General features: G+C 59.3%; 12 protein-coding genes. 3 read left to right on the forward strand and 9 right to left on the reverse strand.

The window, feature by feature from the left end:
• The first annotated feature begins 5 nt into the window (after positions 1–5).
• Both L6D74_RS11645 and L6D74_RS11650 read left to right on the forward strand, forming a co-directional pair.
• The gene (locus tag L6D74_RS11645; RefSeq protein ID WP_236189233.1) at positions 6–1133 is read left to right on the forward strand and encodes a nitrilase-related carbon-nitrogen hydrolase; all 1128 of its coding nucleotides are present in this window, start codon (positions 6–8) and stop codon (positions 1131–1133) included.
• Between the two features lie 3 nt (positions 1134–1136).
• Entirely contained in the window at positions 1137–2177 is a 1041-nt protein-coding gene (locus L6D74_RS11650; RefSeq protein ID WP_064597857.1) for an AraC family transcriptional regulator, read from the forward strand.
• 4 nt (positions 2178–2181) lie between these two features.
• Here L6D74_RS11650 and L6D74_RS11655 read toward each other — a convergent pair whose 3' ends face one another.
• The 3 genes from L6D74_RS11655 to L6D74_RS11665 form a co-directional block, all read right to left on the reverse strand.
• Complete coding sequence (locus L6D74_RS11655) at positions 2182–2331, reverse strand: hypothetical protein (RefSeq protein ID WP_178076487.1); 150 nt, start codon at positions 2329–2331, stop codon at positions 2182–2184.
• A gap of 201 nt (positions 2332–2532) precedes the next feature.
• Entirely contained in the window at positions 2533–3396 is an 864-nt protein-coding gene (locus L6D74_RS11660) for a DUF2242 domain-containing protein (protein WP_236189235.1), read from the reverse strand.
• Between the two features lie 92 nt (positions 3397–3488).
• On the reverse strand, positions 3489–4388 hold the full coding sequence (locus tag L6D74_RS11665) for a LysR family transcriptional regulator (protein ID WP_236189237.1): 900 nt from the start codon (positions 4386–4388) through the stop codon (positions 3489–3491).
• Between the two features lie 122 nt (positions 4389–4510).
• Here L6D74_RS11665 and L6D74_RS11670 point away from each other — a divergent pair, with 122 nt between their 5' ends.
• Complete coding sequence (locus L6D74_RS11670; RefSeq protein WP_236189238.1) at positions 4511–5716, forward strand: MFS transporter; 1206 nt, start codon at positions 4511–4513, stop codon at positions 5714–5716.
• Between the two features lie 60 nt (positions 5717–5776).
• Here the strand turns inward: L6D74_RS11670 and L6D74_RS11675 are convergent, their stop codons facing one another.
• The 6 genes from L6D74_RS11675 to tig all read right to left on the reverse strand — a co-directional run bounded on the left by L6D74_RS11675 (position 5777) and on the right by tig (position 14296).
• Complete coding sequence (locus tag L6D74_RS11675; RefSeq protein ID WP_236189239.1) at positions 5777–7648, reverse strand: SurA N-terminal domain-containing protein; 1872 nt, start codon at positions 7646–7648, stop codon at positions 5777–5779.
• 231 nt (positions 7649–7879) lie between these two features.
• On the reverse strand, positions 7880–8152 hold the full coding sequence (locus tag L6D74_RS11680; RefSeq protein WP_002552737.1) for an HU family DNA-binding protein: 273 nt from the start codon (positions 8150–8152) through the stop codon (positions 7880–7882).
• 148 nt (positions 8153–8300) lie between these two features.
• Entirely contained in the window at positions 8301–10697 is a 2397-nt protein-coding gene (gene lon / locus L6D74_RS11685; RefSeq protein ID WP_039767614.1) for an endopeptidase La, read from the reverse strand.
• 163 nt (positions 10698–10860) lie between these two features.
• Positions 10861–12144 (reverse strand): ATP-dependent Clp protease ATP-binding subunit ClpX, encoded by a 1284-nt coding sequence (gene clpX / locus L6D74_RS11690; protein WP_064597867.1) that lies wholly within the window; start codon positions 12142–12144, stop codon positions 10861–10863.
• Between the two features lie 113 nt (positions 12145–12257).
• The gene (gene clpP, locus L6D74_RS11695) at positions 12258–12893 is read right to left on the reverse strand and encodes an ATP-dependent Clp endopeptidase proteolytic subunit ClpP (protein ID WP_007951559.1); all 636 of its coding nucleotides are present in this window, start codon (positions 12891–12893) and stop codon (positions 12258–12260) included.
• Positions 12894–12985: 92 nt separating this feature from the next.
• Positions 12986–14296, reverse strand: a complete 1311-nt coding sequence (gene tig / locus L6D74_RS11700) for a trigger factor (protein WP_236189240.1) — start codon at positions 14294–14296, stop codon at positions 12986–12988.
• Positions 14297–14359 lie beyond the last annotated feature (63 nt).

Raw genomic sequence — 14359 nt, forward strand, 5'->3', positions numbered from 1 at the left:
ATTTCATGCGCAAACTTCTGTACCTGACTTTTTCCATGGCGCTCATCGCCGCGCTCACCTTCTACGCCATGTGGGCGGCTGACCGGCCGGCCGGTCATTACCTGTCGGACCTGCGGATCAAACTCGCGGTCGATCAGGGCACCCCCGCCGACCGTGGCAACCTGCTGGGCATCCAGCCCGAGCTGTTTCCCACCGACTACCAAAGCCCCGAACGCCTGCACCGCAAGCTCGCCGCCTATTTGCAGCAGGCGCAGGATCAGGGGCTGTTGAATGAAAAAACCGTGGTCATCCTGCCGGAGCATGTCGGCACCTGGCTGATGATCAGCGGCGAGAAAGATGAGCTGTACCAGGCCGCCACCCTCGCCGAAGCGATGAACTGGCTGGCGGCGAGCAACCCGGTGCAGTTTGCTCGCGCCTGGCTCACCGCCAAGGGCAGCAGCCGTCTGGATGACGCGCACCTGCGCATGAAGTCCCGGGACATGGCCAAGGACTATCAGGCTCTGTTCGGTGGATTGGCCAAGGAGTTCCACATCACCCTGGTGGCCGGCTCGATCGTGTTGCCTGAACCGAACATCACCGACGGCCGGCTCAAGGCCGGCAGCGGCGCGCTGTACAACAGCACGGTGGTCTTCGGGCGTGACGGCGCCCCCCTCGGCCAGCCACAGCGGCAGATGCGTCCGGTCTTCGATCACGATGACTCCGGCACCCGCGAAGCTTCGCGGATCAATGTGATCGACACCCCGGCCGGACGCCTCGGCGTGTTGATCGGCAACGACAGCTGGTACCCGGACAACTACCGCAAACTCGACGAGCAAGGCGCGCAGCTGATCGCGGTGCCCGCGTTTGTCGTCGGTCATGGCGTGTGGGATCAACCCTGGAAGGGTTACAAAGGCTCGAGCGTGCCGGACTCGGTCAGCCTGAAACCGGGAGCAGTCAGTGTAGGCCAGGCCTGGCACCAACTGACCCTGACCGCGCAACCGCCGGCCAGCAAGGCGCTGGCCGGTATGAGTGTGTTTCTGCGCGGGCAGTTCTGGGACAAGCCGAGCGCCGGGCAAAGTTTCCTCAGTAGCAACGGCCAGCAATTCGCCGACAGCGAAGCCCGCGGCGCGCGCCTGCTGAACCTCTGGTTGTAAACCGTGAAGCCGCTGCCGATGCGTCTCGGGGATCTGTCGGTGGGCTTCGTCCACAGCCTGGCCGATGCCGTGCGAAGCCATGAGATCGACCCGCTGCCATTGCTCGAACAGTACGGTTTGGACACCGCACGACTGGCCGAAGCCGGGGCGCGCCTGTCGATCCCGCGCTACATGCGCCTGGGGCATGGCGCGATTCAGCTGACCGGCGACCCGGCACTGGGTTTGCGCATGGGCCGGCTCAGTCGCCTGAGTCAGGCCGGGCTGGCCGGTGTGACCGCCGCGCAGGCGCCGACCGTGCGCGAAGCCGCTCGCTGCCTGACTCGTTTCGAACCGTTGTACGGCTCCAACTATCGCGGCCAGTCGAGTTTCCACGAGGACGCCAGCGGTGCTTGGCTGCGGTTCTACTCGATCAGCCCGTACAACGCCTACAACCGCTTTGTGGTGGATTCGATCATTGCCGGCTGGCTGCATCAATTGTCCAGCGTCAGCCCCGAACCTTTGCGTGCTGAACGGATCGAGATCGAGTTCGACAGCCCGGATTATCGCGACGCCTACGCCGTGCTCGGCGACTGCCCGATTCAGTTCGGCGCCGAACACAACCAACTGCGCCTGAGCCTCACCAGCCTGGCCCAACGCAACCCGGAGCATTGCCCCAGCACCTGGAAACATTTGCTCGGTTTGTGTGAACGGGAACTAGAACAACTGACCCGCACCCGCAGCCTGCGCGAACGCATCACGCAATTGCTCGGGCCGTTGCTCAATGGTGGCCGGGAACCCGACCTGGAAGAAGTGGCGACACGCCTGAAGCTGCCGACCTGGACGTTACGGCGCAAACTGGCCGAGGAAGGCACGCAGTTTCGCGCGATCCTCAATGACACCCGCCGTGACTTGGCAATGACCTACATCCGCGACACCGAACTGGCATTCGGTGAGATCGCCTACCTGCTGGGCTTCGCCTCGGCCGAAGCTTTCCAGCGCGCCTTCAAGCGCTGGAACGGCCAGACACCGGGCGAATTTCGCCGCAGTCACCGCAAGACAGGCTGACGCCTTACAGCTCGGTGGCGTCTTCCGCAGGCTCTGGTGAATCCAGCTCAAAGGCCTGGAATTCGAGCAGTTCTTCTTGGTAGTCATCCATTGCGTAATCCCCCCTGACGCTTGCTTGAAATGGCCTGGAACAAATGACCAGTGCCTCGAGCATAAAGTGCCCGTGTGAAGGAAAAATGAAACGCGTCCTTCATGAAATAAACGTAGCAGGCGGTCAGGAATTTATCGCGGGAAATTTTGAGAAGGATTCATCCACATAGCACTGTGGGAGCGAGCCTGCTCGCGATAGCGAACTTTCCGACACATTGATATTGATTGTGCCGACGCTATCGCGAGCAGGCTCGCTCCCACAGGTTTACTGCCCGGAGGCAGGCATGGCCGGAATCGGCTCGGAGGGCGGCGGTATGTCCGTCGGATTGGCCGGTGGCGTGATGGTTTCCGTGGCGGGTGCAGGCTCGGTAACCGGTGCCGGGGTAATCGGCGCCGCTTCCGCTGGCGGCGCTACCGGCTCGGAACTGGCCGGGGTCGCTTCTGCAGGCGCTGGCGCAGGTGCTGCAGCGGGCTCGGTGGCCGGTGCTGGGGCCGGGGTCGGTTCAGCCGCGGGGGCTGGAACCAGCGGAGCCGGCGCCGCTTTGGCTTCCGGCACACCCAGGTCGGTCTTCGGTTTTTCGGTGATGTGCGCGGCCTTCTTCGCTTCGGCCGGCAGGAACAGCTCGACCAGCGTGAAGAAGCGCTCGTAGAACTTCTGCGACGACACGGTTTCACTGGCGACCTTGACCATCGAATCGTCAGACGAGCCGATCGGCATCGAAACCGAGCCCAACACGCCGACACCGAGGCTGGCCGAGTTGTTGGTCTTCTTCAGCGCGTAGCGGTCCTGCAGGGCATTGGCGAACACGGTGGCGTGATGGCCGGCGCTGCCATCATCGGCGCATACCACGTTGAAGCTGATCTCCAGGTGGGTTTCGCCGGTCTGCTGGAAGCTCTTGTGTCCGCTGACCAGTTTCGGGTCATTGCTGGTAATGATGTAGCCCTGGCTGAGCAACGCTCGGCGGGCCGCTTCGCAACTGGCAGTGTCGGTCACCGGGTAATTGCGCGAAAAGGTGCCGGAGTCGTCGAAATTCTCATGCTCGTAGATGGGCTTGTCCTTGGAGCAGCCGGCAGCGGCGGTCAGCAACAACGCCAACCCGATGAAACGCACGGGAATAGAATTCAACATTAAACATCCTGAGGGAAAACGGTCCGGGGCGTATTGTGCAACAGATCGCTGCCCCGCGGCGTATGGATTAGTGTCTTAAAACAGTTACAACTCTATCGACCTTCAGTGGCAGGAAAAAGTCGCGCCGATAAATGATCGATGAACACCCGCAACTTGGCGGTTGCATGCCGGCTCGACGGCCACAGCACCCAGAACTGTCCGACGTGCTCCAGGTGCTCATCCAGCACGCGCTGCAGGCGACCCTGCTGCTGCGCCTCGAAGATCATGAAGTCCGGCAGACAAGCGATGCCCATGCCCGCCAGCGCTGCATGCCGCACGGCTTCGATCGACGTACTGACCAGGCGTGTCGGCAAGGTCGGCTCGGGAGCGCCCTCCTCGCGTTTGAACGGCCAGGACTCCAGTTTGCCGGTGGCGTGAAACGTATGGCGCAGGCAGGCGTGCTCCGCCAGATCGGCCGGGGTCAGCGGCTCGCCGCGCTCGCGCAGATACGCGGGGCTGGCCACCAACACCATGTGAAACTCGCCCAACGGTCGTGCCATGAGTCGCGAGTCTCGCGGTTTACCCGTTCGGATCACCGCATCGAAGCCCTCCTCAACGACATCGACCATGCGATCAGTCAGGTCCAGATCCAGTTCGATCTGCGGGTACAGCGCCATGAATTCGTTCATGACCGGCATCACCAGGTCATGCACCTGCGGCAGGCTGACCCGCAACTTGCCGTGAGGCGCCGCTGCGGCATCGCACAGTTCAAATTCCGCCGCCTCCACTTCGGCGAGGATCTTGCGGCAACGTTCAAGAAACAGCGCGCCTTCACTGGTCAGCGTGATGCTGCGAGTGGTGCGGTGAAACAACCGCACATTGAGTCGTGCCTCCAGTCGGGCAATGCTTTTGCCGACCGCCGACGAAGACACGCCCTGCAAGCGGCCGGCCTCGGTAAAGCTGCGGGTTTCCGCCACCTGCACAAACACTGAAATACTGCCCAGGTTGTCCATTCATCCCTCCCTGATTCACGACATTCTTGTCCGAGATGTTCGGAACCCTAACCTGTTTTTCCCGAATGTGCAGCGCCCTACCCTATGGCCTTCGTCTTTCTCGGCAAAAGGGATGCTGGTTCATGAACGATGCGCAACTCACCTCTACACCGCTGTCCAATAGCGTCCAGCACGATGAACGACTACCGCTGGGCGCACTGCTCGCGCTGGCCACCGCCGGCTTCATCACCGTGCTGACCGAGGCAATGCCCGCCGGCCTGCTGCCGCAAATGAGCGCAGGGCTCGATGTTTCTCAGGCACTGATCGGGCAACTGGTCACGCTGTACGCGATCGGTTCGATGCTGGCGGCGATTCCCCTCACCATCGCCACCCGAGGCTGGCGTCGACGTCCGCTGTTGCTGGCGGCCATTGGTGGGTTTGCCATCGCCAACAGCATCACTGCACTGTCGGAACTATACTGGCTGACCCTGATTGCACGCTTGATCGCAGGCGTGTTCGCCGGGCTGCTCTGGGCTCTGCTGGCCGGGTACGCGAGCCGGATGGTCGCACCTCATTTGCAGGGCCGGGCGATTACGGTGGCCATGCTCGGGGCGCCGCTTGCGCTGTCGCTGGGCATTCCGGCCGGGACGCTGCTGGGCACGGCGGTCGGCTGGCGTCTGAGCTTTGCGATCATGACCGGGCTGACGTTGCTGCTGGTGATCTGGGTGCGCTGGCAAGTGCCGGATTTCGCCGGTGAACGCGCCGGAAAACGTCTGCCACTGCGTCAGGTGTTTAGCTTGCCGGGCGTGCGATCGGTGTTGTTTGTAACTTTGACCTACGTCGTCGCGCACAACCTTCTGTACACCTACATCGCGCCCTTTCTTGAACCGTCGGGACTTGGCGGAGAAATCGACCGGGTGTTGCTGGTATTCGGCCTGGCGTCGGTACTGAGCCTGTGGATCGTCGGCAGCCTGATTGATCGCTGGCTGCGTCAATTGGTTCTGGTCAGTGCCGCGCTGTTCCTGCTGTCGGCGATTGCACTGGGTCTTTGGCGCGAATGGCCGGGCGTGGTCTACACCGCCACCGCCGTCTGGGGGCTGGCATTCGGCGCGATGCCCTCGCTGTTGCAGACGGCCCTGGCGAAAACCGCCAGGGAGGCTGCCGACACCGCGCAATCGATGCTGGTGACCCTGTGGAATGTCGGAATTGCCGGCGGCGGGCTTGCGGGCGGTCTGCTGCTGAACAACCTGGGCGTCGGGAGTTACCCGTGGATTGTCGCGGGCCTATTGCTGTTAACCCTGTATGCGACCGTCAATGCCCGGAGCCATGGCTTCCCGAACGCCGGATAGCGCGCATAAAAAAGCCCCGGATTTTCATCCGGGGCTCGGGTCTTGCGGCTCAGCCAGGCATCAGAAACGCTTGATGTCGGCTTCGGCTTCCAGCTGCTTGCGGTACGCCGCGAAGTCTTGCTGGCCCACACGCGAGGCGAGGAAGCGACGGTACTGCGCTTTCTCTTCATCGGTCGGAGCCGCTGCTTCGTTCACGCCGTTAAGACGCACGATGGTCAGGCTACCGTCCGCCAGCGTCACGCTGGTGAAGGTCGGCTTGTCCTTGGCGGCCGGTTTCGGCATGCGGAACAACGCTTGCAGCACCGCTGGATCAACGCCTTCCTGAGCGCGGTTCGCCGCTTCAGTGACTTTCCAGCTCTGACCGTCCACCGCTTTGTCCAGCGGGGTCTTGCCATCACGCAGACTGGCGATCAGTTGCTCCGCCTTGGTCTTGGCAGCCGCGCTGGCATGCTCTTTGGTCAACTGGGTGCGAATGGCGGTGGCCACGCTTTCCAGCGGCAATTGAGTCGGCTTGAGGTGCTCCTTGGCGCGCAGCACGATCACGGTTTCCGGATCCAGCTCGATGGCGGTGCTGTTGGCCCCCTCTTCCAGCACTTCGGTGCTGAACGCGGCCGTCACAACGGCACGGTTGGCTGCAACGCCTTCGCCACCTTCACGGCCGAACGGCTTGGAAGTGTGCACGGTCAGTTTCAGATCCTGCGCCGGCTGGGCCAGGTCGGATGCTTCGAACGAAGAGTCTTCCAGTTGCTTGGTCGCCTCCACGAAACGCTGCTCGACCTGCTGGGTTTTCAGCTCGCGGGTCAGCTTGTCCTTCAGGCTGGCCAGAGTCGGCACTTCAGGCGCCTCGACACCCAGCAGCTTGATCAGGTGGAACCCGAAGTCGGTGCGAACCGGCTCGGAAACCTGATCCTTGTTCAGCGAATACAGGGCTTTCTCGAAGGCTGGGTCGTAAACGCCAGGACCGGCATAACCCAGGTCACCGCCATTGTTGGCCGAACCCGGATCCTGCGAGAACTCCTTGGCCAGCGCTTCGAACTTCTCGCCCTTGGCCAGACGCGCCTGGACTTCTTCGATCTTCGCCTTGGCCTGAGCTTCGGTAGTCTTGTCGTTGACTTCGATCAGAATGTGCGCCGCACGACGCTGTTCCGACAGGTTGGCGATCTCTTTCTGATACGCCGCCTGCAGGTCTTCGTCCTTGACGGCGACCTGATCGAAGAACGAAGCCTTCTTCAACTCCAGGTAATCGATGACCACTTGATCCGGGGTCATGAACTCCTTGGCGTGCTCGTCGTAGTAAGCCTTGACCTCGTCATCGGTCAGCTTCACGGTCGAAGGGTCAGCCTTGATGTTCAGCGTGGCGAAGTCGCGGGTCTGTTTTTCCAGACGGGCGAAGGCCAGCACCTGAGCATCGGTCACGAAACCGCTGCCTGCCACACCGGCGCGCAGTTGGCCGATCAGCATTTCCTGAGCCAGCATCTGGCGGAACTGCATGCGGCTGTAGCCCAGTTGACGGATCACCTGATCGAAACGGTCGGAACTGAACTTGCCGTCGACCTGGAATTCAGGCGTCTGCAGGATCACTTGGTCCAGGGCCGCTTCGGAGAAAGCGAACTTCGATTGTTCTGCGCCTTGCAGCAGCAGCTTGCGATCGATCAGACCCTTGAGGGCCGATTCGCGCAGCATTTTTTCGTCCAGCAAGGAAGCGTCGAAGTCCTTGCCCAGTTGTTGCATCAGCTGACGGCGTTGCATATCCACCGCCTGGCTCAGCTCGTTCTGGCTGATTTCTTCGCCGTTGACCTTGGCCGCCTCATTCTTGTGAGTCGTGGCCTGGAAAATGGCGTCGAAACCGGTCAGAGCCATCAGTGCAACGATGACCCCGATAATGGTCTTGGCAATCCAGCCTTGTGAATTGTCCCTGATATTCTGCAGCATGCGTCCCCCAGAAACGGTTGAACTTCAAAATTAGGCAACCGTGGAGCGTGGGTAGAATCCGGATAGAAGAAAGGCGCATCCGAGGATGCGCCTTCTCGTAACTGGCGGAGCGGACAGGGCTCGAACCCTCGATCCCGGTGTGACAGGCAGCTATTCCAACCGCCTGCTCTACCGCTCCGCTGCCAAGTCAGGCATGACCCCGACCCGGATGGGTAAAAACCTGAATCAAACTTAGTTGACGGCTTCTTTCAGGGCTTTACCGGCTTTGAAACCTGGTTTTTTGGCTGCCGCGATTTCCAGAGTCTTGCCGGTCTGTGGGTTACGACCGATGCGAGCTGGACGATCAGTCACGGAGAAAGTACCGAAACCAACCAGAACAACGGAGTCGCCAGCCTTGAGAGCGCCAGTGACGGATTCGATTACAGCGTCCAGCGCACGGCCAGCAGCAGCTTTCGGGATATCAGCGGATGCAGCGATAGCATCAATCAGTTCCGACTTGTTCACTCTAAGTCCCCTTATATCTATTTGAGTATGATTCTAAGTTTTTTGGTGAAAGCAAAAACGAGTGCTGAATGGCCTACAGACACTTAAGAGCCGCTTTATAACAAGGGCTCTAAAAAGCTGTCAAGGAAGCCCCCCAGGCAAAAGCGTATTAATGCGTGCTAATTCTTTCCTTAGAGTCAGACTCACGTTTTTCGTCCTTGGCAACTATCTCCGGAGCCACATCCGGCAAGGGCTCCGGCGCGTATTGCAGCGCAATTTGCAGGACCTCGTCAATCCATTTAACCGGTTTGATCTGCAGATCCTGCTTGATATTGTCAGGAATCTCCTTCAGATCGCGCACGTTCTCTTCCGGAATAATCACTGTCTTGATTCCGCCACGGTGAGCGGCCAGCAGTTTTTCCTTCAGACCGCCAATGGCGAGAACTTGACCACGCAGGGTGATCTCGCCGGTCATGGCGACATCGGCGCGCACAGGAATACCCGTCAAAGCCGACACCAGTGCGGTACACATGCCTACACCAGCGCTCGGGCCGTCTTTCGGCGTAGCACCTTCCGGCATGTGGATGTGCGTGTCGCGCTTCTCGTGGAAGTCCAGGGGGATACCCAGGCTCTTGGCACGGCTGCGCACCACAGTCAGGGCCGCAGTGATCGATTCGACCATTACGTCACCCAGCGAACCGGTCTTGATCAGTTGACCTTTGCCCGGCACCACAGCGGCTTCGATGGTCAGCAATTCGCCGCCCACCTGAGTCCAGGCCAAGCCGGTGACTTGTCCGATCTGATCCTGCTGCTCGGCCAGACCGTAGCGGAACTTGCGAACGCCGAGGAAATGCTCCAGCAGATCAGCTGTCACTTTTACCGAGAAGCGCTTTTCCAGCGCGTGCTCTTTGACCGCCTTGCGGCAGACTTTGGCAATCTGCCGCTCGAGGCCACGCACACCGGCTTCGCGGGTGTAGTAACGGATGATGTCGCGGATCGCTTCTTCGTCGAATTCCAGCTCGCCCTTCTTCAGGCCGTTGGCTGCAACCTGCTTGGGCGACAGGTACTTGACCGCGATGTTGATCTTCTCGTCCTCGGTGTAGCCCGGCAGACGGATGACTTCCATCCGGTCCAGCAGCGCCGGTGGGATGTTCATCGAGTTCGAGGTGCACAGGAACATCACATCCGAGAGGTCGTAATCGACTTCCAGATAGTGGTCGTTGAAGTTGTGGTTCTGCTCAGGATCGAGCACTTCCAGCAACGCCGACGCCGGGTCGCCACGCATGTCGCTGCCCATTTTGTCGATTTCATCGAGCAGGAACAGCGGGTTGCGGACACCCACTTTTGTCATCTTTTGAATCAATCTTCCTGGCATCGAACCGATGTAGGTCCGACGATGACCACGGATTTCCGCTTCGTCACGCACGCCACCGAGGGCCATGCGCACGAATTTGCGGTTGGTGGCATGGGCGATCGACTCGGCCAGCGAGGTTTTACCCACGCCCGGAGGACCGACCAGGCACAACACCGGGCCACGGATTTTCTTCACGCGCTTCTGCACGGCGAGGTATTCAAGGATGCGTTCCTTGACCTCTTCGAGGCCGTAGTGATCGGCGTCGAGAATGTCTTCGGCACGGGCCAGGTCCAGACGTACCTTGCTCTGGGCCTTCCACGGCACTTGAACCAGCCAGTCGATGTACGAGCGCACCACAGTGGCTTCAGCGGACATCGGCGACATTTGCTTGAGCTTGTTCAGCTCGGCAGTGGCCTTGGCCAGCGCGTCTTTCGGCAGACCGGCAGCGTCGATGCGCTTTTTCAGGTCTTCAATTTCGTTGTGGCCTTCGTCGCTGTCGCCGAGTTCTTTCTGAATGGCCTTCATCTGCTCATTCAGGTAGTACTCGCGCTGACTGCGCTCCATTTGCTTTTTGACGCGGCCACGAATGCGTTTTTCGACTTGCAGCAGGTCGATCTCGGCGTCCAGCAAGGCCAGAACGTGCTCGACCCGGGCCGACAAATCGATGATTTCGAGGATTTCCTGCTTCTGCTCGATCTTCAGCGCCATGTGCGCGGCCATGGTATCTACCAGGCGGCCAGGCTCGTCGATGCTGTTGAGCGACGACAGGACTTCAGCCGGGACTTTCTTGCCCAACTGCACATATTGTTCGAACTGCGACAACAGGCTGCGCACAAACACTTCGGATTCGCGCTCGGCGGCGTCGACCTCGTCGATCAGCGAGACTTCGGCACGGCAGTGGCCATCGACTTCGCTGAAGCGCTCGACAGCGCCACGCTGCTCGCCTTCGACCAGAACCTTGACGGTGCCGTCCGGCAGTTTCAGCAGCTGCAGAACGGTGGCGATAGTACCTACGCGATAGAGAGCCTCTTCACCGGGATCATCGTCAGCCGGGTTTCTCTGGGCCAGCAGCAGGATCTGCTTGTCGCCCGTCATCGCGGCCTCGAGGGCTTCGATGGATTTCTCGCGCCCCACGAACAGCGGGATAACCATGTGCGGATACACAACGACATCACGCAATGGCAGGAGAGGCAATTCGATGGTGGTCTTCATGATTTCGCCTCTACGGCGGCCATATGGCCGTAATCAGATGGAATTAAGCTTGAAACCAAGATGGGGGTTGCCTTGAAAAAAAACAAGCGCAAAGCGGATGTAAAAAACGACATAAAAAAAAAGAGGCCCGAAGGCCCCTTCCTTGTTCCGGCAGGCCGGGCGCTTACGCGTCCGGTGCAGCCTTGGCAGCCGGCTCACTGTTTTCGTAGACATACAGTGGCTTGGACGTGCCTTCGATCACGCTTTCATCGATCACGACTTTGCTCACCTCGGACTGCGAGGGGATTTCATACATCGTGTCGAGCAGCACACCTTCGAGAATCGAACGCAGGCCACGGGCACCGGTTTTACGCTCCAGGGCACGCTTGGCGACCGATTTCAGCGCGTCGGAACGGAATTCCAGATCCACGCCTTCCATCTCGAACAGCTTGGCATACTGTTTGGTCAGGGCATTTTTCGGCTCGGTGAGAATCTGCATCAAAGCAGCCTCATCCAGCTCGTCCAGCGTCGCCAGGACCGGCAGACGACCGACGAATTCCGGGATCAGACCGAACTTGACCAGATCGTCAGGCTCGACTTCACGCAGGGATTCACCAACTTTCTTGCCTTCTTCCTTGCTGCGCACTTCTGCGTTGAAACCGATGCCACCCTTGGTGGAACGGTTCTGAATGACCTTCTCCAGACCGGAGAATGCGCCACCGCAGATGAACAGGATGTTACGGGTATCAACCTGAAGGAATTCCTGCTGCGGATGCTTGCGGCCACCTTGCGGTGGTACGGAAGCGACCGTGCCTTCGATCAGCTTGAGCAAGGCCTGCTGCACGCCTTCACCGGAAACGTCCCGGGTGATCGACGGGTTGTCGGACTTGCGCGAAATCTTGTCGATTTCGTCGATGTAGACAATACCCATCTGGGCTTTCTCTACGTCGTAATCACACTTCTGCAGCAGCTTCTGAATGATGTTCTCGACGTCTTCACCCACGTAACCCGCCTCGGTGAGGGTGGTTGCGTCGGCGATGGTGAACGGAACGTTCAGCAAGCGGGCCAGGGTTTCGGCCAGCAGGGTTTTACCGGAGCCTGTCGGGCCGATCAGCAGGATGTTGCTCTTGCCGAGTTCGACGTCGTCAGCCTTTTTGTCACGCTGGTTCAGACGCTTGTAGTGGTTGTACACCGCTACTGCCAGAACCTTCTTGGCACGCTCCTGACCAATGACATATTGATCAAGGATGCCGCTGATTTCTTTAGGCGAAGGCAATTTATGCGCGCTGCTTTCGGCCTGTGCTTCCTGCACCTCCTCGCGGATGATGTCATTGCACAGGTCGACGCACTCGTCGCAGATAAAGACCGAGGGGCCGGCAATCAATTTGCGTACTTCATGCTGGCTTTTGCCACAGAAGGAGCAATAGAGCAGCTTGCCGTTGTCCTCGCCGTTGCGGGTGTCAGTCATTCGTTCGATCCAAATCCGATAGGCTTGCAACACAAGATGAAGGCTATTGCGGGCTTTTTCAAGCCCGCCGCTGATCAGACGCGCCGACCAAGCCTATTTTGAGCTGCTTATTTTTAAGCTGGGCGCTGGTTGATCACTTCGTCGATCAGACCATATTCCTTCGCAGCTTCTGCACTCATGAAGTTGTCGCGGTTGGTGTCGCGCTCGATTTCTTCAAGCGTACGGCCGCTGTGCTTGGCCATCAGCGTGTTCAGACGCTCGCGGATGAAGAGGATTTCCTTGGCATGGATTTCGATGTCCGATGCCTGGCCCTGGAAACCGCCCAGTGGCTGGTGAATCATCACGCGCGAGTTCGGCAGGCAGAAACGCTTGCCAGGTGCACCGGCCGTCAGCAGGAATGCGCCCATGCTGCACGCCTGACCGATACAGGTAGTCGATACGTTTGGCTTGATGAACTGCATGGTGTCGTAGATCGACATGCCCGCTGTCACCGAACCGCCCGGGGAGTTGATATAAAGATGGATGTCCTTGTCCGGGTTTTCCGCTTCAAGGAACAGCAATTGCGCGCAAATCAGGTTGGCCATGTAGTCCTCTACCGGCCCCACCAGAAAGATTACTCGTTCCTTGAGAAGACGCGAGTAGATGTCATAAGCGCGCTCGCCACGAGCAGATTGCTCGACAACCATCGGGACCAGGCCGCCGGCGGCCTGGATATCAGAGTTCTGCTGAATATAGGAATTACGGAACATGCTCTGCAGTCACTCCCAAATAGTCATGTCTTGAATACGCATAAGCCAGCTCGAAGGCTGGCTTATGGTGTGTGCTTCTAACGCAAAAACAATCAGTCGGCTTTTGGAGCTTCTACCGGCTTGACCGCTTCTTCGTAAGAGACCGATTTGTCGGTCACGCTAGCTTTCTGCAGAACAGTATCCACAACTTGTTCTTCCAGCACAACCGAACGAACTTCGTTCAGTTGCTGGTCGTTCTTGTAGTACCAGGACACGACCTGCTCAGGCTCCTGGTAAGCCGAAGCCATTTCCTGAATCATTTCACGAACGCGGGCTTCGTCTGGCTTCAGGTCGAACTGCTTGACCACTTCGGCCACGATCAGACCCAGGACAACGCGACGCTTGGCTTGTTCTTCGAACAGCTCGGCCGGCAGTTGGTCTGGCTTGATGTTGCCGCCGAACTGCTGGACAGCCTGCACGCGCAGACGGTCAACTTCGTTGGACAGCAGAGCCTTAGGCACTTCGATCGGGTTGGTGGCCAGCAGACCGTCCATTACCTGATTCTTGACCTTGGATTTGATCGCCTGACGCAGTTCACGCTCCATGTTCTTGCGAACTTCGGTGCGGAAACCGTCGATGCCGCTTTCCTTGATGCCGAATTGAGCGAAGAACTCTTCGTTCAGCTCTGGCAGCTTTGGCTCGGAAACGGTGTTTACAGTCACGGTGAACTCGGCGGTTTTGCCAGCCAGGTCCAGGTTCTGATAGTCCTCTGGGAAGGTCAGGTTCAGAACGCGCTCTTCGCCGGCTTCAGCGCCGACCAGGCCTTCTTCGAAGCCAGGGATCATGCGGCCGGAACCCAGTACCAGCTGAGTGCCCTTGGCGGAACCGCCAGCGAACACTTCGCCGTCAACCTTGCCAACGAAATCGATGTTCAGCTGGTCTTCGTTCTGGGCAGCACGATCGGCCACTTCGAAACGGGTGTTCTGCTTGCGCAGGATGTCCAGCATCTTGTCCAGATCGGCGTCAGCCACGTCAGCGCTCAGGCGCTCAACGGTGATGCCTTCGAAGCCGGCAACAGTGAACTCAGGGAACACTTCGAATACGGCTACGTATTCCAGGTCCTTGCCAGCTTCGAGCGATTTTGGCTCGATCGATGGCGAACCGGCCGGGTTCAGCTTCTGCTCAACCACAGCTTCGTAGAAGGAGGACTGGATCACGTCGCCGATCGCTTCCTGGCGCGCATCAGCACCGAAACGGCGCTTGATTTCGCTCATTGGCACTTTGCCTGGACGGAAGCCAGCAATCTTGGCCTTTTGGGCAGTCTGCTGCAGACGCTTGTTGACCTGAGTCTCGATGCGCTCAGCCGGCACGGTGATGCTCATGCGGCGCTCAAGAGCAGTAGTATTTTCAACAGAAACTTGCATGGATATTCCTCGTTGCACAGACGTTAGCCGGCCGTTTCCGACCCAAGAATCAAGGGCAAGCAT

Source organism: Pseudomonas pharyngis, from assembly GCF_021602345.1.
In the GTDB taxonomy this organism is placed as follows: Bacteria; Pseudomonadota; Gammaproteobacteria; order Pseudomonadales; family Pseudomonadaceae; genus Aquipseudomonas; species Aquipseudomonas pharyngis.